The sequence below is a fragment of the Polymorphospora sp. NPDC050346 genome, assembly GCF_040655695.1.
In the GTDB taxonomy this organism is placed as follows: domain Bacteria; phylum Actinomycetota; class Actinomycetes; order Mycobacteriales; family Micromonosporaceae; genus Polymorphospora; species Polymorphospora lycopeni.
This window is the reverse complement of record NZ_JBFAKM010000004.1, coordinates 109,266-131,675: the sequence shown is the minus strand read 5'-3', so window position 1 is coordinate 131,675 and position 22,410 is coordinate 109,266. Positions and strand designations below refer to the sequence as shown.

Genomic DNA, 22,410 nt, shown 5'->3' with positions numbered 1-22,410 from the left:
CGGCTAACTCCTGGACCGGCGGGCGACGAGGGTGTCGGCCAGTGCGGCGGCAAGCGCGACCAGCATGAAGAACAGGGCGGCGGCCAGCGCGTCGCGGAACGCGATCGACCACTCGAACCCGGTGGCGGCCAGCCGGGCGAAGAAGACCGAGCCGACGCCGGCGATGCCGACGGCCGAGCCGATACGCTGCCCGGTCTGGAGCATTCCGGCGGCACTGCCGGCGTTGCCGACCGGCACCTGCGACAGGGTCAGCGTCTGGTTCGGGGTGATCACCAGCCCGCTGCCGCAGCCGGCGACGAGCAGCGGCGCGGTGGTCGCCAGCGCGGCGTCGTGGCCGGGTACGAAGTGGAGCGCGACGATGGTGCCGGCCAGGCCGAGCACCACCAGCAGCAGCCCGACAGCGACCAGCGGCCGCCCGTAACGGTTCACGAGCCGGCCGCCGACGATGGCGCCGGCCGCCGAGCCGAGGGCGAACGGGGTGACGGCGAGGCCGGCCAGCAACGCGCTGTAGCCCAGCCCGGTCTGCAGGTAGAGGGTGAACACGAAGAAGATCGCGGTGAACCCGGCGAAGTAGAGCAGGGCGATCACCGTACCCAGCGTGTACGACCGCAGCCGGAAGAGCGACAGTTCGAAGACCGGGGTCCCGCCGGCGCGACGGTGGTGAATCTCCCAGCGCACGAACGCGAAGAGCACGGCGGCGGCGACCGGCAGCAGCAGCCACTTCACCGGCCCCCGCCACTGCTGTTCCTGCACCAGCGGCAGCAGCAGCGCGACCACGCCGACCCCGAGCAGTGCCACGCCGACCGGGTCGAGGGTCCGCCATCCCGGTACGGCGCCGTGCCGGGTCGGGATCAGCCGCCAGCCGAGGATCGCGGCGACTATGCCGACCGGCACGTTGACGTAGAACACCCACCGCCAGCCCTCGTGCGGGCCGGCCAGATGGATCAGGCCGCCGCCGAGCAGCGGTCCGATCGCGGTGGAGACGCCGATGGTCGCGCCGAGCACCCCGAACGGACGGCCCCGCTCCGGCCCCCGGAACAGTTCCTGGATGAGGCCGGTGACCTGTGGATTCACCACGCCCGCGGCGACGCCCTGGATCAGCCGGGCGACGACCAGCCACGTCGCCGACTGGGCGAGGCCGGCGGCGGCGCTGGCGGCCGTGAAACCGATCAGCCCGACGACGAAGGCGCCGCGCCGGCCGCGGGCGTCACCGAAGCGGCCGGCGGGCACCAGGACCAGGCCGAACGTGAGCGCGTACCCGGACAGCACCCACTGCAGGTCGCTGGGGCTGGCGTGGAGCGCGGCCTGCATCGACGGGATGGCGACGTTGACGATGCTGACGTCGAGCAGGGTCATGAACGCCGCGACCAAACCGACCGAGAGGGCCCGCCAGCGCCGCCGGTCGGCAGCCCGGTCCGGGTGGGCGTCGGTCGGTATCGGGGCGGCCATGGTGCCCTTCCGCATGCCACGCACCGCGGATCGGTGCGCGGCGCTGCGCTTTCCCTCGCGGCCCGCGCCGAAACCGGCCCACCCGACGCGCGGGTCGGCGTAGGTTACGGGTACGGGCCGGTAGCCGCGTGCGGGGCCAGGCTTCACGGGAGGACGTCCATGGCGGCCATCACCGATCGCGAAGAGCGGCAGATCGAAGAGGCGAACACGTCGGGGCGTACGCCGGTGGTGTTCGTCCACGGGTTGTGGCTGCTGCCGAGCAGTTGGGACCGCTGGCGGGTGGTGTTCGAGGAGGCCGGCTACACGGCGCTGACCCCCGGCTGGCCCGACGACCCCAACACCGTCGAGGAGGCCAACGCCCACCCGGAGGTGTTCGCGCACAAGTCCGTGAAGCAGGTCGCCGACCACTTCGAGGACGTGGTCCGGCGGCTGACCCGCCGGCCGGCGGTGGTCGGGCACTCGTTCGGCGGGCTGCTGACCCAACTGCTCGCCGGCCGGGGCGTCGCCGCGGTCTCGGTCGCCATCGACCCGGCCCCGTTCCGCGGGGTGCTGCCGCTGCCCATCTCGGCGTTGAAGTCGTCGTCACCGGTGCTAGGCAACCCGGCGAACTACAACCGGGCGGTGCCGTTGACGTACGAGCAGTTCCGGTACGCGTTCGCGAACGCCGTCGACGAGGACGAGGCGAAGGAACTGTACGAGACGTACGCGGTGCCGGCCTCCGGGGTGCCGCTGTTCCAGGCGGCGACCGCCAACCTCAACCCGTGGACCGAGGCGAAGGTCAACAGCCGCAATCCCGAACGCGGGCCGCTGCTGATCATCTCCGGCGAGCGGGACAACACGGTGCCGTGGGCGATCGCGAACGCGTCGTACAAGAAGCAGAAACGCAACAGCAGCCTCACCGAGATCGTCGAACTGGCCAACCGGGGACACTCGCTGACCATCGACCGTGGCTGGCGGGAGGTCGCCGACACCGCCCTCGCCTTCGTCAAGCGCTTCACCTGAGTCGGCCCCGACGCGATCGGCGCGTTGGAGCCCGTGAGCCGGTCGAGCCGTATCGTTACGGTCTGCTCTGACGGGTCACCGACCTGCTCAGCGGCGACGGGCATGGCGCCCGGGCAGGTTCGGCGACGACGAGGAGATCTTCCGTGACCACGGCACGGCTGGTGGACGTTCCATGACCGGGTCCGTCCCGGCCCGGACGGAACCGTTCGTACGGCGGGTACGGGTCCGCAACTACCGCTCCATCGCGGCCTGCGACGTGGAACTCGGACCACTGACCGTCCTGCTCGGCCCGAACGCATCGGGAAAGTCGAACTTCCTCGACGCGCTGCGCTTCGTGCGGGAGGTGATGTACAAGGCGCCGGCCGCCGCGATAACCGACCGAGGCGGCCTCGACGCCCTGCTACACAGATCGACCAGTGGAAGCGTCGAGTCATTCCAGATTCAGCTCGATCTGACGATCCCACCGCGACGTGCGGGTGACCTCGCCCTTCCAGCGACCTACGGCTTCGAGATCGCGGCCGACCCGCGCGAGGAATTGCCGCTGCTCGTCACACAGGAAACCGCGAGGATCCGCCTGCCGGACCGCGAAGTCACCTTGGGCTCGTCCAAAGAACCGACGTCGAGACTGCAACTGCCGGTGTCGAGTGCCCAGGAAGACAGCCCGTTTCTCCGGTTGCAGACCGCGCTGTGGGCGATGCTGTTCTACGACCTCGACTCGGTCGCATTGCGTGCGGTGGACGAGGAGGGCGGTAGCCGGAGAATCCTCACGGAACTCGGCCGAGCCGGCGAACGCCTTGGTCGGGTCCTGGCCGCGCTCGAGCATGAGGATCCCGCCGGCAAGGAACGAGTGGACGCGCACCTGTCGGCGCTCGTGCCGGGGGCGCTCGGTATCGACGAGCGGCGCGAAGGCCGCTACTCGACCGTGCAGGCCCGCTTTCGCTCCGATGCCGGCGTGCAGACGTTCCTCCGGGAGTCCCTGTCGGAGGGCACGCTGCGGGCCGCGGGTGTCCTGGCGGCGCTGTTCCAGGTTCCGGCGTCCGTCGGCCTGGCGACGCTCGTCGCGATCGAGGAGCCGGAGACCGCACTGCACCCCGCCGGCTTGGGAGCCCTCTACGAGGCCCTGGACGACGCATCGATGCGTGCCCAGGTCATCGTCACCAGCCAAAGTTCCGACCTGCTCGACAGTGAGTACGCCCATTTGGACCACATCCGGGCGGTCGCCAACGTCGGCGGCGCCACCCGCATCGGCAAGGTCGACGCGGCCGGCCACAACATCGTCGGCAAGGGGCTGATGAGCATCAGCGAACTGCACCGGAGCGGCCAGATGCTGCCGTCCGCCGTGGGCTACCCGGTCGATCTGCGGGCCGGGGAAGACCGGTGACAGCGGTCCGGATCGCCGCCATAGTCGAGGGTCAGGGCGAGGTCGCCGCCCTACCGGTGCTGCTCCGCCGGCTGGTTGCCGAGATCGATCCCGGGGTCTGATCGACTCCCCGCCCCCGTACCGGCTCGGCCGGGGCAACCTGGTGCGACCGGACGGCATCGAACGGGCCGTCGAAACCCTGGTCGAGCAGGTTGGCCAGTCCGCCGGGGTGCTGGTGCTGCTCGACGCGGACGACGACTGCCCGGCGACACTCGGACCGGAACTGGTCAGGCGGGCGAACCGGGCACGGCCGGATGTGACGATCGCCGCGGTTCTGGCGAATCGTGAGTTCGAGGCGTGGTTCCTGGCCGCCGCCCCGTCGCTGTCGGGGCTACGCGGTCTCGGACCGGACCTGCGCCGGCCGGACAACCTCGAGACGATACGTGACTGCAAGGGCTGGCTGAGCGCACGTCGTACCGACGGAAGGTCCTACAAGCCGTCGGTCGACCAGGCCGCACTGACCGCGAAGTTCGACCTGGGGATGGCGCGGGAGCACGCTTCGTCGTTCGACAAGCTGTGGCGTGACATGGCCCGGCTCCTCAGCGACAGTCGACGGTAACGGCCGGTGGTTCCCACCAACCGGGGTGTTGACGGGCGGTAGCGTCCGAGAAGTGGATCCCCATGGCCAGCGGGCGGCGATCGAGCGTCGGTTGCGGTCGCTGGCCGTGTTCGAGGCGGCGAACATCCCGCTGCAGGCGGTGATCTGGTTCGGCGTACTCGGGTTGCCCGGCTCGGCCGCGAACCTGGCCGGGTTCGCACTGTTCGTGTTGCTGCTGGCCGAGGGCACCGCGTACTGGGCGGCCAAGCTGCGGCAGCTGCGCCGGGCCGTCCGCCGGCTGCCCGGTCTGGCGTTCTTCCGGGTCGTCCGGGTGGTCAACGTGCCGCTGCTCGCCGCCGGGCTGGCGCTCGCCGGCTACGCGGTGGCGACCGACCCCGGGCGGGCGTCGTGGCCGGGGCTCGGGTTCGCGGTGTTCGCCGTGCTGGAGCACGTCAACTACTTCCACCTGCAGTTGATGCACGACACGGTCGCCGACTGGCGGCGGTTGCGGCGCGGCGGCCTGCACCGGTCGCATCTGGCCCGGGACCTGCGGCGGACCCGGAACCGGCCCGGCCGTCAGTACATCCGCTTGCCGCCGCCGGCGTAGATGAGCTGGCCGGAGACCCAGCGGGCCTGGTGCGAGGCGAGGAACACGACGATGTCGGCGACGTCGGCCGGCTCGCCGATGCGGCGCAGCGGGTTCGCGGCGCACAGTTCGCGCATGTCGTCGCTGATCCAGCCGCTCTGGATCGGGCCGGGGGCGACGGTGTTGACGGTGATGCCCGCCGGGCCGAGTTCCTGCGCGGCCGACCGGCTCAGGCTCTCCAGGGCGTACTTGGAGGCGCCGTACGAGACCTCGCCGGCGAACTGCGGCGCCGCGTCGGTGCTGATGTTGACGATCCGCCCCCAGTCCGCCGCCCGTTCCAGGTGGCGGCGGTGGAACTCGGCCATCAGCAGGGCCGGCGCCCGGGTGTTGACCGCGAGGTGGGCGTCGAGGCTGGCCGCGTCGAGCACCGGGCTGTCGCGGTGGAACAGCTGGTCACGGTCGGGGACGAACGTGTCGGGGGCGCTGTGGGCGGCGTTGTTGACCAGGATCTCGACCGGGCCGAGCGCCGCCTCGACCCGGTCGAACAGCGCGACACAGGCCGTCGGGTCGGCCAGGTCGACGACGAAGATCTCGGCGGGTACGCCGGTTCGGCGTACCTCGTCGAGGACGGTCCGGCCGTCGCTCGCGGTGGCGGCCGCGTAGCGTCCCGGGCCGGGTACGTCGGTGTCGGCGCCGGCCGGTCCGGGGGCCGGTGTCGGCTGGAAGGCCAGCGCGATCGTCGCGCCCTGGGCGGCGAGGGCCCGGCTGATCGCCGCGCCGATGCCGAGCGGGCTGTTGGAGCCGGTGACCAGCGCGACACGTCCGGCGACACCTGGGTCGATCACGGGTGGGACTCCATGGTGGTCAGTCGTCGATGGCCGCGTAGGCGGTGGTCCAGAAGTCGGCGTGTACGGGCGACGGCTCGGCGGTGGCGAGGCGCTGGGTGAGGACGATGCCGATGAGTTCCTCACGCGGGTCCGAGGCCCACGAGGTGCCGTAGCCGCCGTCCCATCCGTACCGGCCGGGTCCGGCGGAGATGTCGTCGCGGGCGGTGACCATGGACACGCCGAAGCCCCAGCCGCGGTTGTCGCCGAGGAAGGCGTGGGCTCCGGCCAGTTGCTCCGGGGTGAGGTGGTTGGCGGTCATGGTCTCGACCGACGGGCGGGAGAGGATGCGCGGGCCACGGCGGTAGCGGCCGTTGCCGAGCAGCATCCGCGCGAAGGCCAGATAGTCGTCCACGGTGGACACCAGGCCGCCGGCGGCGTCCGGGAACGCCGGCAAGCGGCTCCACTGGCTGTCGGCCACCGTGTCGTGCGGGGTGAGCTCGTCGGCGCCGGCCTCGTAGCACTCGGCGAAGCGGTCGAGCCGGTCGGCGGGCACGCTGAAGCCGGTGTCGGGCATGCCGAGCGGTTCGAAGATCCGCTCGCGCAGGAAGGACTCCAGCGGCTGCCCGCAGGCACGCGCGATCAGTACGCCGAGCACGTGGTAGGAGGTGTCGTAGAGCCACGCCTCGCCGGGCTGGCGCAGCAACGGCAGCGCGCCCAGTTCGCGCATCCACGCGTCGGGCGGGTGCGATGTGGACGGTTTCGGCGGGCCGAAGGTCCGCAGGCCGGCGTCGTCCTCGGCGCGCATGATCGGCGTCGACAGCGGGGCCACCATCGGGTGCCCGAAGCCCATCCGCATGGTGAGCAGGTCGCGCGGAGTGATCGGCCGGTTCGCCGGCCCGGTGTCGTCGAGCGGGCCGTCGACCCGGTTGAGCACCCGCCGGTCGGCGAGTTCGGGCAGCCACCGGTCGACCGGGTCGTCCAGCCGCAGGACGCACTCCTCGACCAGGATCATGGCGGCGACGGCGGTGACCGGTTTGGTCATCGAGGTGATCCGGAAGATGGTGTCGCGGCGCATCGGGGTGTCGCCGGCGACGGCGGTGGTGCCGATCGTCTCGACGTGGACCTCGTCGCGGCGGCTCACCAGGGCGACCAGACCGGGAACGGTGCCGCGTTCGACGTGCCCGGTCAGGACCCGGCGCAGGCGGCCGAGCCGGTCCGCCGACAGGCCGGCGGCACTCGATGTCCTCACCCACCCGATCTTGCCAGATTCCCGGCCGGCGGCAGTCCACGTCGCCGCACCAGCCACTCGGCGACGACGAGGTTCGGCAGCCAGCAGAGGAACGGGACGGCGTAGTAGGCGTTGTCGAACAGGGCCTGGAAGTCGGTCCCGGGCGTGGCGAAGGGAACCTGCACGAAGATCAGGACGGCCAGCCACAGTCGCAGTGCCGGCGCGGCGTACGTCAGCGCGTAGTTGCGGATCATCCACGCCTCGTGCTCGGCGAAATCCCGGCGCCGGACCGCCCGGTAGCCGCGCCAGGCGGTGAACGCCCAGAGCACGGCGAGCGTGCCGAACCCGAAGAAGCCGACCATGCCGGCGGAGTTGAACGGGGCCATGACCAGCGCGGTCAGGCTGGCCAGGGCGACCGACAGCAGGTAGGCGCGGCCGATCCCGCGGTGGACCGGCCGGTGCCGCCCGCGTAGCCGGTGGGAGAACTGCCACGGGCCGAGCAGCAGGGCGAGCGCGCCGGTGACGACGTGCGCGAAGAAGGCGGCCTGGACCGGCCCCGGCGTCGCCGCGTAGTTGTCGGCGAGCCCGATCTCGGCTTCGGCCATCGCTTCGAGGGTGCCCTGGGCGTACAGCGCCAGCGAGTACCCGGCGACGGCGAGCGAGGTGAGGGTGACCAGGGCCCAGCCGGTGCGGGACCGGGGCCGGCGGCGGGGGGTGCCGGTCGGTGGCGGGACGGTGAGGGTGGCGTCGGGCATCCTGCCTCCTCGGCAGCGGAACGCATGTATGAGACTCTTACAATGTAAGAGTTATCAACATAAGCCCTGATGTTAATGTCGTCAACATGTCGTCCAGCTCCGGGAGCCGCGCCTCGTACCACCACGGGTCGCTGCGCGAAGCCCTGGTCGACGGCGCCCGCCAACTGCTGGTCGAGACCGGCGAGGCCGGCTTCAGCCTCAACAACCTGGCCCGCCGCCTCGGCGTGAGCACCGCGGCGCCGTACCGGCACTTCGCCGACCGCGACGCGCTCCTCGCGGCCGTCGCCGACGGGGGGTACGCCCAACTCGACACCGCCCTGCGGACCGCCGCCGGCGAGTCGGACAACGCGGCCGACCAGCTCCTGCTGATGGGCCTCGCCTACCTGAGCTTCGCCACCGAGAACCCCGCCATCTTCGGCATCATGTTCCGTCCCGGGCCGGACGGCGTGAAGGAGTCCAACACCAAGCCGTTCCAGGTGCTCGTCGATGTCGTCGAGTCCGCCCAGTTCGCCGGCGCCCTGCGGGACGACGTACCGCCGCGGATCCTGGCCCGGACGATCTGGGCCACCGTGCACGGCCTGTCCTGCATCGTCATCGCCGGCGGGCTCGCGCACCTCGAACTGGACGACACCCCGCGACGGCTCGCGATGGACACGCTGCGCACCTTCGTGCGTGAGCAGGACGCACACTGACGACACCGCCGGGTCCGGCGATCCGCCGGCCCGGGCAGGCCCGGCGGCCTACCGTCATGAGGTGACCCGAGTCCTCGTGACCGGTGCCGCCGGGTTCATCGGCGGCCACGTCGTCGACGCACTGCTCGCCGCCGGCCACGAGGTCACCGCCCTCGACGCCGGCCACCCGGCCGCGCACCGTGGCGCCCCGCCGGCCACCGTCGCCGGTGTCCCGGTCCGGACCGCCGACCTGCGCGACGTCGACGCCGTACGCGACGCGCTCACCGGCGTCGGCGCCGTCGTGCACCAGGCCGCCATGGTCGGCCTGGGCGTCGACCTCGACGACCTGCCCGAGTACGTCGGCTGCAACGACCTCGGCACCGCCGTGCTGCTCGCCCAGATGGCCCGGGCCGGGGTACGGCGAATGGTGCTCGCCAGTTCCATGGTCGTCTACGGCGAGGGCGGGTACACCTGCGCCGACCACGGTCCCGTGCGTCCCCCGCCCCGCCGTACCGGCGACCTCGCCGCCGGCCGCTTCGAGCCCGCCTGTCCGGGCTGCGCCGCCCCGCTCACCCCGACCCTCGTCGACGAGGACGACCGGCTCGAACCCCGCAGCGTCTACGCCGCCACGAAACTCGCCCAGGAAAACCTGTGCGCCGCCTGGGCCGAAGCCTGCGCCGGCACCGTCGTCGCACTGCGTTACCACAACGTGTACGGTCCGGGGATGCCGCGGGACACGCCGTACAGCGGGGTCGCGGCGATCTTCCGGTCGGCGCTCGCCGCCGGACGGGCGCCACGGGTCTTCGAGGACGGCGGGCAGCGCCGCGACTTCGTACACGTCGGCGACGTGGCGAACGCCAACGTGGCCGCGCTCGCGGCCGGCCGGCCCGGGTTCCGGGCGTACAACGTCGCCTCCGGCTCGCCGACCACGATCGGGGCGGTCGCGGCCACGCTCGCCCGGGCGACCGGCGGTCCCCCGCCCGAGGTGACCGGTGAGTTCCGGGCCGGCGACGTACGCCACGTGGTCGCCTCGCCGGCGCGGGCCGCCGCCGAACTCGGCTTCCGGGCGGCCGTCGAACCCGGCACCGGGCTGACCGGTTTCGCCACCGCTCCCCTACGCTCCTGACCCGCGCCGGCCGTTTCGCCACCGCTCCCCTACGCCCCTGACCCGCGCGACGTGGGCGCGGATGCGCCGGGACCTCCCGACGAGGCGGGAGCGGCTGCGCCCGGGCGGGATGCCGTGGGGTTGGCCCCGGCTTTCTCGGTCGGGGGGCGGGGCCGGCGCCGGACCGGGCGCTAGTCACGCCCGGGCCGGCCGGCGCGCCCGACGAGGACGGCGATGACGAGCCCGGCCGCCACGGTGACCAGGACGGCGGCCACTCCGGCGTACGCCTGCAACCCGTGGGTGACGGCGTCGCGTACCGGTCCGAGCAGACCGGGAAGCTCGGCGGCGGCGGCGAATCCCTCGTGGACGCTGGACGCGGCCGCCTGGACGGCCGGTTCCGGCACCTGCGCCGAGCCGGTGCCGGCCAGCGTGGCACGGTAGACGAGCAGGCCGACGGCACCGCCGGCGGCCACCCCGAGCGCGGTGCCCAACTCGCCGCCCACCTCCTGGGCGGCGGCCGCCGAGCCGGCCTGCCGGGCCGGAGCGCCGCCGATGATCAGGTCGCTGACCAGTGCCGTCGCCGCCCCCTGCCCGAGGGCGACGACCGAGATCGCGGCGACGAGCGGCACGAGCGAGGTGCCCGTACCGGCGGCGAGGACGAGCAGGGCCGCCCCGACGGCGGTGACGGCGAGCCCGGCCGCGACGACGGTCGGGGGGCCGAACCGGGCGGCGAGGGCGGGCGCGAGCATCGCCCCGGCGATGTTCACCACGATGTACGGCAGGGTCCAGAGGCCGGCCTGCAACGGCGAGAGCCCGGCGACCCATTGCAGGTACTGGGTGAAGAGGTAGAACGTGCCGACGACGCCGACACCGACGAGCAGCAGGGTCGCCAGTGCGGTGCCCGTGCGGCGGTTGGTGAGCAGGGCGAGGTCGAACAGCGGGTCGCGCAGCCGGCGCTGCCGGCGGACGAAGGCGGCCAGGACGGCGACGCCGGCCGCGACGACGGCCAGGTCCGGCCAGACCGGTCCAGCGCCGCTCTCCTGCCCGGCGGCGAGTTCCTGCAACCCGTAGACGACGGCGAGCATCCCGGCCACGGACAGCGCCACACTCACCGCGTCGAGCCGTACGGCGGTCCGCTCCCGGTGTTCGGGGAGCAGTCTGGTGCCGGCGGCCAGCAGCAGGAGCATCGGCGGCACGTTGATGAGGAAGACCGACCCCCACCAGAAGAACTCCAGCAGCGCCCCGCCGAGGAGCGGGCCGACCGCCCCGCCGGTGGAGAAGGCGCTGAACATGATCGCGATGGCGAGGCGGCGTTGCCCCTCGTCGTGGAACATGAGGCGCAGCAGCGAGAACAGCGAGGGCATCAGGGTGGCCCCGGCGATGCCGAGCAGGGCCCGGGCCGCGATCAGCATCTCGGCGCTGACGGAGAAGGCCGCGACGGCGGACAGGGCGGCGAACGCGGTCGACCCGAGCAGCAGCAGCCGCCGGGGGCCGAGCCGGTCGCTGAGCCGCCCCATGGTGACCAGGAATCCCGCGATGAGGAACCCGTAGACGTGCACGATCCACAACACCTGGGTGGCGCTGGGCTCGAGGTCCGCGCTGAGGGTCGGCAGGGCGAAGAAGAGCACGGTCAGGTCGGTCGACAGCATCAGCATGGGCAGCACCAGCAGGGCGAGTCCCGCCCACTGCCGCCCGGTGGCGCGTTCGGGCGCGGTGTCGTCGCGGTCGAGGCGGGCCGTCCCGTCCGGCCCGCTCACCGGGTGGCCCCGGGTCGAGCGGTCGGGTGGTCGTGGAGGTCGGTCGCTGCCGGGTGGGGGGCGAGTTGGTCGGTGGACGCCGACATGGTCGCCACTCCTCTCATCTTTATTACGTGACGACTCGTAACGTTAACGGGTCGTCGGACACCCGTCCACCCCCGGCACGACTCCCCCGCCCGGTCGACGGCCGGCGTCAGCCCCCGCCCGCGCGGGCGACCACGAAGCAGAGGCCGGCGAGGACCAGCGCGTACGGCGCCCAGAACCAGCGCTCCCAACGGCTGGACGAGGCCGCGTTCAGCACCGCGCCGAGCAGCAGGAGTCCGAACAGGACCCAGACGCCGTACGCGGCCACCACCGCAGGCAGCGCCGGTGGGCCGAGTCCGGCCCGACGCAGCACGATCAGCGCGGCCGAGGCCCAGACGACGACCGCCACCCCGCTCGCCACCCGGAACCGGCCCGGCAGTACGCCGGCGTGGCCGCCGCCGAACGCGGCCCGACCCAGCGGCGCGCCGGCCGCCAGGGCCGACTGGAACAGGGCGAGCCCGATCAGCCCGGCGGCGGCGCCGATCGCCGCCGCGTCGGCGCTCACCGGTCCGTCCCGGGGGCGGCGGCGGGGAACCGGTCGAGCACGGCGAGGCATTCGTCGGCCCAGGCGACGGCCGCCCGGGCCGAGTGCCGGCCGGCCGAGACCGTCATCTGCCAGAACACGGCGTCGTCGGTGTGCTGCGACTCGGTGGCGACGGTCGCGGCGATCTCGTCGTACTCGGCGAGCCGCCGCCGCGCCTCGTCGCGCGACCGCGTCAGGAGCGCGCGGCACGCCTCGATGCCGAGGCTGCGCCCGAAGAACAGGCGCAGCAGCAGGCCGTTGCGGGCGGGCACGTCCTGGATCGGCTGGGCGAGCAGCTCGTGGAAGTGGCGGGTGCCGGCCGCCGTGATCCGGTACGCCCTGGTCGCCGGATCGCGCTCCACGTGGCCGAACTGCTCCAGCCTGGCCAGGGTCGGGTAGATCTGACCGAAGCTCTCGCTCCAGAAGTGCCCGAGCACGTCGCGGATCGCCTCCCGCAGCGCGTATCCGGTCATCGGCTCGATGCTCAGGGCACCGAGGACTGCCATGTCGGTCTGGCTCGAACGTGCCATCGTGACGACCCACCTCCCACTTTCTGCCAGATATATCTACCAGATAGCGCGTCCGTACGCGATGGCCGCGCGGCGTCCGGGCTGGTGTCACCGACCGTTTCCCGCGCGGCCGGCCCGACGAGCGCCGCCCTGGTAGCCGGCACATCGCCGCGTGGGTGAAAGATGACCTGATGCCGAGCCGTCTTGCCGTCATCGCCATCGACGCGACCCGCCCACGACTGATCGCCGACTTCTGGTGCTCGGTGCTCGGCTGGCGGATCGTCGACGAGGATGCCGAGGTGATCACCATCGCGGCCGCCGACCGACCCTGGCCGATGATCGACGTGGTGGTCGTACCCGAGGGCAAGGTGGTCAAGAACCGGTTGCACTTCGACCTGCGTGCCGACGGCGTGTCCACCGCCGAGGAGCTTGACCGGCTGCTCAACCTCGGTGCGCGACGCGTCGACGTGGGACAGCCGGCCGACGTGAGCTGGGTCGTGCTCGCCGATCCGGAAGGCAACGAGTTCTGCCTGCTGTCACGTCCGGTCCAGGAGCAGGGCCGATAGGTCCGGCGTCGGGTCCGGCCCTATCCGACGACGCGTAGCACCAGCGGCAGCGGGTCGGAGCCGATCTGCGCGGCGAGCAGCATGGCCCGGTCCCTGGTGAACCGGCCGCTGATCTCGGTGTCGCCGGTGATCACACCCTGGACCGCCGGCGCCGACACCACGAGGTTGTCGAGCACGACGGCCACCTGGTTGTCGCTGCCCGCACCGGACGCCTCCCTGGTCAGGTCCGTCCACCGCCGCTGGCCGGCGTCGGTGAAGCTGACGGTGACGATCCACTGCCCGGTCTGGTTCGGCTTCGCCTCGGCGTTCCCGACATCGGAGCTGCCGACCCTCACGACGTCGAGCAGGTATTTGACCGGCGGATCGGCCGCGTCGCAGGCGACGGTCGGCTCGGCCGCCGGGCCTCCCACCGGCCGGGCCGTCAGCTGGGCGCAGGTGACGGTCGGCACGCGGAACCGCATGTCGGGCGGCAGGGCGGCGACCTCCGCGGGCGTGAGCGTGGCGAACGGCGCCAGCCCGCGCACGGTGGCCGGGTCCAGCGGACCGGGTGTCGTGATCGTCTCGGCCAACTGGTAGGCCGGGCCGAGCTTCGCGGCGACCTTGTCTCGTGCCGGCACCGGCCCCCGGTCCGGAGTGGACGGGGTCGCACGGCCCGTGCCCTGGTCGGCGACCGCGCCGAGGACGCGACGGAAGCCCAGTTCCCCGGTGCCCGCGAGCGACCGCAGGTCGTCCTCGTGCCCGGTGCCGCCCACCCGTAGCACGAGGCGGTCGCCTTCGATGTCGACCGACGGCCGGTCCAGTTCGGCGGCGGCGAGCCGGTCGGCGAGCACGTCGCGGGTCCGTTCGAGATCGGCCCGCCCGGGTGCGGAGCCGTCGGTTGTCACCGCCTCCACGGTGAGCGTCGTGGCGCGGGAGTCACCGAGAAGGCGGTCGCGCAGCAGGAAGGCCGCGCCGCCACAGGCGAGGATGCCGAGCAGCGCGGCCCCGGCCAGCACGGCGACGACCACGACGAGCGTCCGGTCGTGGCGCGGAACTCCCGTAGCGGGTGGTGGCGGGCCGGCGGGTGGTGGCGGGCCGGCGGGTGGGGGCGCGGGATACACACGTCGACCCTAGAACGCTTTGTCGATATATGCCCGCATGAACATCCACCGACGGCGATCATCCTGTACGTCGACCGGTTCCCACACAGGCAAAGACGGATATCGTTGACCTTGTGCCGAAGGGCCGACCACCGACGCCGGCAGCGCCTCGTTGGCGGGCTCCGCGGTGCCCGCCGTGTTCGACCCCACCGAGACGGCTCCGGTCCGCGCACCAGAGCCAGATCCAGGAGGCCAAGTCATGAACACCATCGCCGCACTCGCCCGCCGGCTGGGCCGCCCCGGCGTCGTGGCCGCCACCGTCCTGCTCGCCGTGGTGGTCAACCTGATCATCTACGCCATCGGCCGGGGCGCCGGCGCCACCTATGTCTTCACCGCCGGCGGCCAGTCGACACACGTCGAACCGCTCACTCTCGTCGGCTTCACCGCCGTGCCGCTGGCCGTGGGCCTGACGGCCGCGGTGCTCCTGAGCCGGTGGTGGCACTGGGTCATCCCCGTCGCGCTCGTCGTCGCCCCGGTCCTGGCGCTGCTCTCGATCCCGGCCATGACGCTCCCGTCCGACCTCGACACCACCGGCAAGATCGCGCTCGCCCTGTGCCACGTGACCCTCGCGCCGATCTCGGTCGCCGGACTGCTCGCCATCCGCTCGCTCACACAGCCGGCCGCCCCGCCGCTGACCGCAGCGTCATGACCACCCGCCCGGGCGGCGGAGACATCGGCGCGTCATCCGCGTGGCACCGCCACGCGGGGTCGTTCGATGCGACCCTGGGCGGATGACAGCATGGCGGGACGTGGAACAGGCGGCGCCGGAGTTCGCGCGGCGCGTACGGGCGCTCTTCGACGCACACAAGCACAAGACGATCGCCACCCTGCGGGCCGACGGCTCGCCACGGATCTCCGGCATCGAGGCGGCCTTCGAGGACGGCGAAGTGGTCCTCGGCTCGATGCCGAACGCCCGCAAGGGCGCTGACCTGCGACGGGATCCACGGTTCGCCCTGCACAGCGCCACCGTCGATCCGGTCGAGGGCGCCGAGGCGCAGTGGCCGGGCGAGGCGAAGATCTCCGGCCGCGTAATCGTGGCAGGGTCGGGCACCGGGGCGGACGGCGACCGCTTCCACGCCGACATCACCGACGTCGTGCACACCCACCTCGACGACAAGGCCACGACGCTCATCGTCGAATGGTGGACGCCCACGCACGGACTGCGCAGGGTCGAGCGCGGGTAACCGGCGCCGATCACCTCCGTCGCCGCCCCGGTGATCGATGTCAGGGCGGATACGGCGGCCGGGCGACTGACAAGACCTCGGGCGGGGTGCGGCCGTCGCCGTACCCCGCCCGCGCCCACGAACAGCGACAGCAGCAGCGGCGCCTGCCCGACCGCCCGAAGAGCACCGAACTGACCTGCGCGGAATCGGGCGCAGCGGAGGACGCGGACGGCACAGCAACCCCTTTGCTCGCCGAGGACGAGTGGACGCCACCGTTCCGCCACGGGCGCATGAACGGTTCAGGCAGCGGGTGCCCGCCGTGCCGCACTGTCGAAGGCAGCACGCGATGACGGGCCGATCACGGCCCAGGACGTCAACGTGTGCTCGGGCGACCGGGCATTCCAACTCCTTGAGGGCCACTCGGCAGGCCGACGGTAACCATCGACAACGTTGCCGCGAGGCGGTACGAGCCAGGGCGGATGCGTCCGGCGACTTCGGACGGTGAGACAAATGTCCACATTGGCGCGGGTTGTCGGCGATCAAAGCTTGAAGATCGCGATCACCCGTGGTCTGCACAGGGTGATCTAGATATTGTTACCGGCAAGTTGGCTGCCGGTAAAACCGACGGGCCGCCGACATTCCTCTGCCCCCGCAGAACGGAGGATCCCGTGACTTCATCTGCCGAGAAGGCAGCGACCGGCGACGGCGTCGAGCCGCAGCGGCCCATACCCCGCTTCCTTACGCACGTCACGCCGACCCGCTACCGTCGCCGGCTCAGTCCTTTCTCCCGGCTACCGAAGCACTCCAAGATTGGCGAGACCTGGCACGTGGCGGCCAAGACCGCCCCGGACGAACTCGTCATCGCCGACCGTCCCCTCGACATCGACCCGGCCGGGCCGGTGAGCCGCACCTACACCGAGTGGGCCGCGCTCGTCGACCGGGCCGCGGCCTGGTTGCACCAGGCCGGCGTACGGCCGTGGGACCGGGTGGCGGTCCTCAAGGCCAACCACATGGACATCGTCATCCTCGAGTGCGCCATCGCCCGGATCGGCGCCATCCCGTGCATGTTCTCCGGATCGTACGGTCCGGAGGCGATGATCCCGATGCTGAAGCGGCTGGAGCGGCCGTTCCTGCTCACCGACCAGCACCACATCGAGAAGTGCGGCATCACCGCCGAGGTGACCGAGCAGGACACGGTTCGCACGATCAGCGTCGACCCGGTCGCCGACCGGCCGGACGTGCTACAGCTCGACGACTTCAAGGACGCGCCTCCGGTGCAGCCGAGCATGCGCGAGTTCTCCGAGCCGATGGTCATCACCCACACCTCGGGCACCACCGGCGTCCCGAAGCTGGTCATGCACTCCGCCGAGTCCATCTATTCGCTGGCGATCCTCGAGGTCGAGCGGTGGCCCGGGTTCGCGCTCAAGCGCACCGACACGGTGGCGTTCTGCGACCCGTACACGCATGAGCGGCTGGCGACGATGCAGCTCGCGATGGCGGCGATCGGACCCAAGGTGATCTTCCTGTCCGACCCGCTCTCGCCGCGGGTCCGGGAACTGATCCTGGAACACAAGCCGACCCTGGTCGAGGCGCTGCCGAACATCTACCTCGCCTGGGAGCCGCTGGCCCGCGACCCCGCCGGCCTGTTCAGCAACGTGCGGGAGTACGTCAACTCGTTCGACGCCATCCACACCCGGACCATCCGCACGTTCATGGCCGCGACGAAGCACAAGTTCCCGATCTGGGTCCAGTCGTGGAGCCAGACCGAGAACGGCGCGCTGGCGATCCGGCCGTTCTTCCGCTTCGTGGTCAAGCGCAAGGGGCACCGGCCGCCGCCGACCCAGTTGATCGGCTGGCCGATGCCGTTCCACGCCAAGATGCGGGCGATCGACCCGGTGACCGGCAAGGAGGTGCCGCGTGGCGAGGTCGGCCTGATCGAGATCGACCAGCCGGGCCGGTGCCTCGCCTACGTCGGCGAGCAGGACCGGCACGACCTGAAGGTCAACGGCAACTGGTGGAACACCGGTGACCTCGGGATCATGAACAAGTGGGGCGCCGTACGGATCGTGGACCGGGAGATCGACCGGATTCCCGGCGGCAGCGCGATCGAGTTCGAGGACCTGATCCTGGACCGGATCGAATACACGACCGAGGTCGTCGTCCTGCCCCGCGCCGGGGAACTGCCGGTGCCGGTGGTCAGCACCCTGGACGACGTACCACTGTCCAAGGAGGACTGGGCGCGCGCCGTCGCCGACCTCGGCCCGATGGCCGATCCGATCCAGATCCGGTGGGACGAGTTCCCGCGTACCGGAACGTGGAAGATCCGCCGGGTGGCGCTGCGCGAGCAACTGTTCTCCGGCTCGCAGGCGATCGGCATCGGCCGCTGGACCTGAACACCGCCGATCACTGAGACACCACTGTGGCGCCGGCCCGTGCGGCCGGCGCCACAGCCGGTCCGGCGACCGTACGCGGTCGAGCGAAGGGAACACCCATGTTGGACCTGCTCGGTCGGCTCGCGCACCAGGCGCGGTGGTGGCTGATCGGTGCCTCGGCCGTCTTCCTGGTCGCCGCCGGTGCCTGGGGAGCGAACGCCTTCGACGACCTGGCCGGTGGCGGCTTCACCTACGCCGCCAGCGAGAGCTCGCGGGCCGCCGACACCGAACGGGAACGGCTCGGCCGCAACGACGCCGACGTGGTGGTGCTGTTCCGCAGTGACCGCTGGACCGTCGCCGACCCGGCGTACCGGGACGCGGCCCGCGCCGTCCTCGACCGGCTTCCACCGGACCGGGTCGAAGGGGTGGTCGACTACTGGCGGACCGGCGAGCGCACCCTGGTCGGCACCGACCAGCGGGCGACGTTCGCGGCGGTGCAGGTCGCCGGCGCGACCGAGAACGACCGGCTGACCAACTTCCTGGCCATCAAGGAGCAGTTGACCAGCCCCGACCTCGACGTCTCGGTCGGCGGGCCGCTCGCCGTCTTCGACGACGTCAACACGCAGAGCCGCACCGACCTGATCCGCGCCGAGGCGCTCGCCGTACCCGTGCTCTTCCTGCTGCTCGTCCTGATCTTCCGCAACCTGCTGGCCGCGCTGCTACCGGTGCTCGTCGGCGTGCTGGCGATCGTCGGGTCGCTGGCCGGTCTGCGCCTGCTGGCCCAGTTCACCGACATCTCGATCTTCGCCGTCAACGTGGTCACCCTGCTCGGCCTCGGCCTCGCCGTCGACTACAGCCTGTTCATGGTCAGCCGGTTCCGGGAGGAACTCGGCACCGGCCAGACGGTCCCGCAGGCCCTGCGCCGCACCATGGTCACCGCCGGTCGGACCATCGTGGTCTCCGCGGTCACCGTCGCCCTCGCCCTGGCCAGCCTCGCCGTCTTTCCCCAGGTCTTCCTGCGTTCGGTCGCCATCGGCGGGGTGGCGGCGGTGCTGCTCGCCGGCTTCTTCTCGCTGACCGCGATGGCCGCCATGCTCGCCCTGCTCGGCCCGCGGCTGAAGGAACGCCGTCGCCGTACGGCCACCACGCCCGACCCCGACGCGGGCGCCTGGGCCCGGATCGCCCGGACCGTGATGCGCCGGCCGGTCCTGGTGGCCACGAGCGTCGTCGTCCTCCTGGTGCTGCTCGGCCTGCCGTTCCTGCGGATCTCGTACGGCTGGCTGGACACCCGGGTGCTGCCGGCCAGCGCCGAGAGCCGGCAGGTGCAGGTCGCCCTCGAGGAGTCCTTTCCGGACAGTGTCACCCGCGCGACCGACGCGATCGTCACGCTGGCCGGACCTGTCGGCGAGCCGGCCGGACAGCAGCAGCTCGCCGGCTACCTGGAGCGGGTGACCGCGGTGCCCGGCGTCGGGCGGGCCGACGTCACCGGCGCCGAGGGTGACACCGCCCGGATCACCATCCGGTCCGACGTCGAGCCGATCTCCGCCGAGGGGCGGGAACTGGTCGACGCGGTCCGCGCGGTCGAGCCGCCGCCGGGCGGGGCGGTGCTGGTCGGCGGCGACGCCGCCGGCTTCGCCGACCTGATGGACATGCTCGCCGAGCGGCTGCCCTGGATGGCGCTACTGGTCATCGCCACCACCTTCGTGCTGCTCTTCTTCGCCTTCGGCTCGCTGGTCCTGCCGGTCAAGGCGATCCTGATGAACATCCTCAGCCTGACCGCGGCGTTCGGCGCGGTGGTCTGGATCTTCCAGGACGGTCACCTCGCCGACCTGTTCCGGTTCACCTCCACCGGCAACATCGACGTCGTACAACCGATCCTGATCTTCGCGGTGGCGTTCGGGCTCTCCATGGACTACGAGGTGTTCCTGCTCTCCCGGATCCGCGAGCAGTACGACCTGACCGGCGACAACACCGAGGCGGTGGCGATCGGACTGCAACGCTCGGGCCGGATCATCACCAGCGCGGCCCTGCTGCTGGTGGTGGTCATCGTGTCGTTCGCGACGTCCAGCGTGCTGGTCGTGAAGATCATCGGGGTGGGGCTGGCGATCGCGGTCATCGTCGACGCCACCATCGTCCGGGCGCTGCTGATGCCGGCGACCATGCGGCTGCTCGGCGACCTCAACTGGTGGCTACCGGGACCGCTGCGCCCGCTCTACCGCCGCTGGGGCATCCGCGAGAACGGCTGACCCGCGGCCGGGGCGGTCCTGGACCGCCCCGGCCGCGTGCGCGCTGCTCAGAAGATGAGCGCCCGGCCGAGCCCCATGTCGGTGAGTCGGGTCGAGTGCACGGTGCTGGTCACCTCGAGCGCCTTCTGGATCCGCTCCTGCGCCGTCGTGTCGACCAGCCGGCGGCCGTCCCAGGCCTCGTAGTCGCCGATCAGCTCGTGGTGCGGCACGATGCCCTCCTGGAACCAGTTCTCCCACCGGGTCAGCTGGTCACCGACCGGCAACTGCTCCCACAGCCGCATCCCCTCGCGGATGATCTCCACGAGCCGGTCGCGCTCGTCCGGGTTCTGGTGCACGGCGTCGCGGATGATCGAGGTGCCGACGGCGAGGTGTCGTACCTCGTCGATCCCGGCCCCCTTCTCCATGTCCGCCATCCGCGGATCAATCGGCCGCCACTTGCGCTCGCTCAGCTCGAACGACGGGGCGAGGAACCCCTCGATCAGGATCGTCAGCAGGACCACGCCGCCGAGGAAGTCCCGCCGCTCCCGGACGATCGGGATGCCCAGCTCCTCCAACGGGTCGAGGATCGCCGCCCGGTCCGTCGCGGTCTGCGTGGCGATGACGGCGTCCACGTCGCTCGCGTCCACGCCGAGGTTGCGCAGGTGGTTGCGGAAGATCATGGAGTGCCGGGTCTCGTCCATCAGCTGGGTCGCGTAGAACTCGACCGTGGCGGAGTCCGGCGCGCACGCCACCAGGTAGCCGATCGCGCGGGCGGCCCGCTCCTCGGCCAGCGCGCGGAACGCCACCTCCTGGACCAGCGCCTCCCGCAGCGGCCCCGGCTCGCGCAGGAAGTCCGGCGTGACCAGGTCGGGGGCGTAGCCGACGATGTTGCCGCGCAGGGTACGTTGCGGCACGTTGGCGAACCAGTAGCGCAGGTCGCAGTCGGCCGGGGTCAGCCGGATCCCCTCGGCCCCGTCGAAGAGCGACATCGCCTGGTCCCAGTCGGCCGCGTCGCTCGCCGTCGCGGCCGAGGTCTGCGCCGCCGTACGTGGCGTGGTCGGCCGCGGGTCGTACGACACGGCCACCGGCTCCGCCATGTGCCGTGGCGCGGGCACGGTGACCGGGGCCGGCTTCTCGGGGGCGGGTCGTGCCGCCTCGGCCGCCGGAGCTGTCTCGGTGACCGCCGGACCGGCCGGCGCCGAGTCGTCCCGTGCCGAGTCGGCCCGTACCGGCTCGGCCGGCACCGGGTCGGCGGGCACCGGGTCGGCCGGCCACGCCGAGGTCGGGGTCGGCGCCGGGGTCGACGCTGCGGTCGCGGTCGGGTCGGCCGGCCGGGTGTCGGAGAAGATGAACGGCCCCGTCCCGTCCACGTAGTCGAGCAGCGACGCCGCGACGCTGCCGCGCGACGGCGGATGGAACGCGACACACTGGCAGGCCGCGATCAGGTATGCCACGTCCGGGGAGCCGATGAACGACATTCCGCCGAGCAGTTCGACGGCCCGCTGAGCGGCGTCGGTGAGCGCGTCCTGGGCGCCGTACCGGGCCATCAGGACCCGGGCCAGGGCACCACTGTCCGCCTCGCCCGCCATCAGCGCGCGGGCCGCTCCCTCGATCAGCTGGGTGGCGGTCTCCAGCCTGGTCGCGAGCGCGGCGCGCTCGGTGGTCCCGCCCTTTCCGGCGGTCAGTGCGCGTTCGACGAGGGCGCTGGCCATGCCAAGGTAGGAGGAGGTGATCAGCAGCTCGAACCAGATGAAGCCGACGGTCTGCAGGTCGTCGAGCATCCCGTCCGGACCGTTCTCGGTCGGGATGACCAGCTCGTCCTCGATGAAGACGTCGGTCAGCCGGATCTCGTCGCTCTCCGCCCCGGCGAGCACGCTGCTGCCCCAGAACGGATGCCGGCTGATTCCGCGCAGCGTCGCCGGCATCAGCAGGAACGCCGTCTGCATCCCGCCGTCACTGGCCGGCACCGAGACGCTGGCGGTGAGCAGGTCCATCGAGTGGGTCAGGCTGCACGGCTTCTTGGACCCGTTGATCCGGTAGCCGCCCTCGACCGGGGTGGCGGTCATGGTGGGGGCGAGGATGCCCTGTGCCGGGCGGCCCTCGGCGAAGCCGGAGGAGACCAGCAGGTTGCGGCTGGTGATCGCCTCGAGCAGCGCCCACTCCATGCCGGAGTTCTTGATGCTCTCGGCGAAGGTGAACAGCGTCGCCACCGAGAAGTGGTGCATGGTGGTGGCGACCGCGAGCGAGGGCGCGAGCGAGCCGATCGCCCGGGTCACCCGGACGGCGTCCAGCGGGGTGGCGCCCAGCCCGCCGTAGTCCTTGGGGATCACCAGACCGGGGCCGCCCGCGTTACGGAAGACCGGCAGGGTGGCGCCGCCCGGCGCCTCGCGCCGGTCGAACGGCAGCTCGGTGAGCCCGTCGATCAGGCCCGGCAGGTACGACTCGCACAGGGTCCGGGCCTGATCGAGTGAACGCATCGAAATTCCTCTTC

Annotated in this window: 20 protein-coding genes; 11 read left to right on the top strand and 9 right to left on the bottom strand. The window is 72.0% G+C overall.

Annotated elements, in window-relative coordinates; genetic code table 11:
- Positions 1 to 3: 3 nt before the first annotated feature.
- Positions 4 to 1,449, bottom strand: a complete 1,446-nt coding sequence (locus AB0I42_RS06200) for an MFS transporter (RefSeq protein WP_357534866.1) — start codon at positions 1,447 to 1,449, stop codon at positions 4 to 6.
- 159 nt (positions 1,450 to 1,608) lie between these two features.
- On the opposite strand from AB0I42_RS06200, the gene AB0I42_RS06195 reads away from it, so the two are divergent.
- The 4 genes from AB0I42_RS06195 to AB0I42_RS06180 all read left to right on the top strand — a co-directional run bounded on the left by AB0I42_RS06195 (position 1,609) and on the right by AB0I42_RS06180 (position 5,016).
- Positions 1,609 to 2,451, top strand: coding sequence for an alpha/beta hydrolase (locus AB0I42_RS06195; RefSeq protein WP_357534672.1), 843 nt, complete (start codon positions 1,609 to 1,611; stop codon positions 2,449 to 2,451).
- Positions 2,452 to 2,623: 172 nt separating this feature from the next.
- Positions 2,624 to 3,832: an AAA family ATPase gene (locus AB0I42_RS06190; RefSeq protein WP_357534670.1), complete on the top strand. Its 1,209-nt coding sequence runs from the start codon at positions 2,624 to 2,626 to the stop codon at positions 3,830 to 3,832.
- A gap of 142 nt (positions 3,833 to 3,974) precedes the next feature.
- Entirely contained in the window at positions 3,975 to 4,430 is a 456-nt protein-coding gene (locus AB0I42_RS06185) for a DUF4276 family protein (RefSeq protein WP_357534669.1), read from the top strand.
- Positions 4,431 to 4,482: 52 nt separating this feature from the next.
- Positions 4,483 to 5,016 (top strand): hypothetical protein, encoded by a 534-nt coding sequence (locus tag AB0I42_RS06180; RefSeq protein WP_357534667.1) that lies wholly within the window; start codon positions 4,483 to 4,485, stop codon positions 5,014 to 5,016.
- Here AB0I42_RS06180 and AB0I42_RS06175 read toward each other — a convergent pair.
- Genes AB0I42_RS06175 through AB0I42_RS06165 form a run of 3 tightly spaced genes read right to left on the bottom strand, consistent with a single transcriptional unit; the run spans position 4,986 to position 7,805 of the window.
- Entirely contained in the window at positions 4,986 to 5,840 is an 855-nt protein-coding gene (locus tag AB0I42_RS06175; protein ID WP_357534665.1) for an SDR family oxidoreductase, read from the bottom strand. The two genes, AB0I42_RS06180 and AB0I42_RS06175, sit on opposite strands and share 31 nt — an antisense overlap.
- A gap of 19 nt (positions 5,841 to 5,859) precedes the next feature.
- Positions 5,860 to 7,071 carry a serine hydrolase domain-containing protein gene (locus tag AB0I42_RS06170; RefSeq protein ID WP_357534663.1) on the bottom strand — a complete coding sequence of 404 codons (1,212 nt, stop codon included), beginning with the start codon at positions 7,069 to 7,071 and terminating at the stop codon, positions 5,860 to 5,862.
- Complete coding sequence (locus AB0I42_RS06165) at positions 7,068 to 7,805, bottom strand: DUF2306 domain-containing protein (RefSeq protein ID WP_357534661.1); 738 nt, start codon at positions 7,803 to 7,805, stop codon at positions 7,068 to 7,070. The genes AB0I42_RS06170 and AB0I42_RS06165 overlap by 4 nt, the downstream gene beginning before the upstream one ends.
- An 86-nt stretch (positions 7,806 to 7,891) precedes the next feature.
- On the opposite strand from AB0I42_RS06165, the gene AB0I42_RS06160 reads away from it, so the two are divergent.
- Together AB0I42_RS06160 and AB0I42_RS06155 are read left to right on the top strand one after the other, a co-directional pair.
- The gene (locus AB0I42_RS06160; protein ID WP_357534660.1) at positions 7,892 to 8,497 is read left to right on the top strand and encodes a TetR/AcrR family transcriptional regulator; all 606 of its coding nucleotides are present in this window, start codon (positions 7,892 to 7,894) and stop codon (positions 8,495 to 8,497) included.
- Between the two features lie 61 nt (positions 8,498 to 8,558).
- Positions 8,559 to 9,602, top strand: a complete 1,044-nt coding sequence (locus tag AB0I42_RS06155) for an NAD-dependent epimerase/dehydratase family protein (protein ID WP_357534658.1) — start codon at positions 8,559 to 8,561, stop codon at positions 9,600 to 9,602.
- A 170-nt stretch (positions 9,603 to 9,772) separates the two neighbouring features.
- Here the strand turns inward: AB0I42_RS06155 and AB0I42_RS06150 are convergent, their stop codons facing one another.
- The 3 genes from AB0I42_RS06150 to AB0I42_RS06140 form a co-directional block, all read right to left on the bottom strand.
- Positions 9,773 to 11,338 carry an MFS transporter gene (locus AB0I42_RS06150; RefSeq protein WP_357534656.1) on the bottom strand — a complete coding sequence of 522 codons (1,566 nt, stop codon included), beginning with the start codon at positions 11,336 to 11,338 and terminating at the stop codon, positions 9,773 to 9,775.
- Between the two features lie 193 nt (positions 11,339 to 11,531).
- Positions 11,532 to 11,927: a hypothetical protein gene (locus AB0I42_RS06145; RefSeq protein WP_357534654.1), complete on the bottom strand. Its 396-nt coding sequence runs from the start codon at positions 11,925 to 11,927 to the stop codon at positions 11,532 to 11,534.
- The gene (locus AB0I42_RS06140) at positions 11,924 to 12,475 is read right to left on the bottom strand and encodes a helix-turn-helix transcriptional regulator (RefSeq protein ID WP_357534653.1); all 552 of its coding nucleotides are present in this window, start codon (positions 12,473 to 12,475) and stop codon (positions 11,924 to 11,926) included. The genes AB0I42_RS06145 and AB0I42_RS06140 overlap by 4 nt, the downstream gene beginning before the upstream one ends.
- A 170-nt stretch (positions 12,476 to 12,645) precedes the next feature.
- On the opposite strand from AB0I42_RS06140, the gene AB0I42_RS06135 reads away from it, so the two are divergent.
- A complete protein-coding gene (locus tag AB0I42_RS06135) occupies positions 12,646 to 13,020 on the top strand; it encodes a VOC family protein (protein ID WP_357534651.1) in 375 nt (124 codons plus the stop codon).
- A gap of 20 nt (positions 13,021 to 13,040) precedes the next feature.
- Here AB0I42_RS06135 and AB0I42_RS06130 read toward each other — a convergent pair whose 3' ends face one another.
- Positions 13,041 to 14,120 carry a hypothetical protein gene (locus tag AB0I42_RS06130; protein WP_357534649.1) on the bottom strand — a complete coding sequence of 360 codons (1,080 nt, stop codon included), beginning with the start codon at positions 14,118 to 14,120 and terminating at the stop codon, positions 13,041 to 13,043.
- Between the two features lie 238 nt (positions 14,121 to 14,358).
- Here AB0I42_RS06130 and AB0I42_RS06125 point away from each other — a divergent pair, with 238 nt between their 5' ends.
- The 4 genes from AB0I42_RS06125 (at position 14,359) to AB0I42_RS06110 (ending at position 19,940) form a co-directional block, all read left to right on the top strand.
- Positions 14,359 to 14,808: a DUF6069 family protein gene (locus AB0I42_RS06125; protein WP_357534647.1), complete on the top strand. Its 450-nt coding sequence runs from the start codon at positions 14,359 to 14,361 to the stop codon at positions 14,806 to 14,808.
- Between the two features lie 82 nt (positions 14,809 to 14,890).
- Positions 14,891 to 15,343, top strand: coding sequence for a pyridoxamine 5'-phosphate oxidase family protein (locus tag AB0I42_RS06120; protein WP_357534645.1), 453 nt, complete (start codon positions 14,891 to 14,893; stop codon positions 15,341 to 15,343).
- A gap of 647 nt (positions 15,344 to 15,990) precedes the next feature.
- Complete coding sequence (locus AB0I42_RS06115) at positions 15,991 to 17,715, top strand: class I adenylate-forming enzyme family protein (RefSeq protein ID WP_357534644.1); 1,725 nt, start codon at positions 15,991 to 15,993, stop codon at positions 17,713 to 17,715.
- A 98-nt stretch (positions 17,716 to 17,813) separates the two neighbouring features.
- Positions 17,814 to 19,940 (top strand): MMPL family transporter, encoded by a 2,127-nt coding sequence (locus AB0I42_RS06110; RefSeq protein ID WP_357534643.1) that lies wholly within the window; start codon positions 17,814 to 17,816, stop codon positions 19,938 to 19,940.
- A 47-nt stretch (positions 19,941 to 19,987) separates the two neighbouring features.
- Here AB0I42_RS06110 and AB0I42_RS06105 read toward each other — a convergent pair whose 3' ends face one another.
- A complete protein-coding gene (locus AB0I42_RS06105) occupies positions 19,988 to 22,396 on the bottom strand; it encodes a hypothetical protein (protein ID WP_357534641.1) in 2,409 nt (802 codons plus the stop codon).
- Between the last annotated feature and the right edge of the window lie 14 nt (positions 22,397 to 22,410).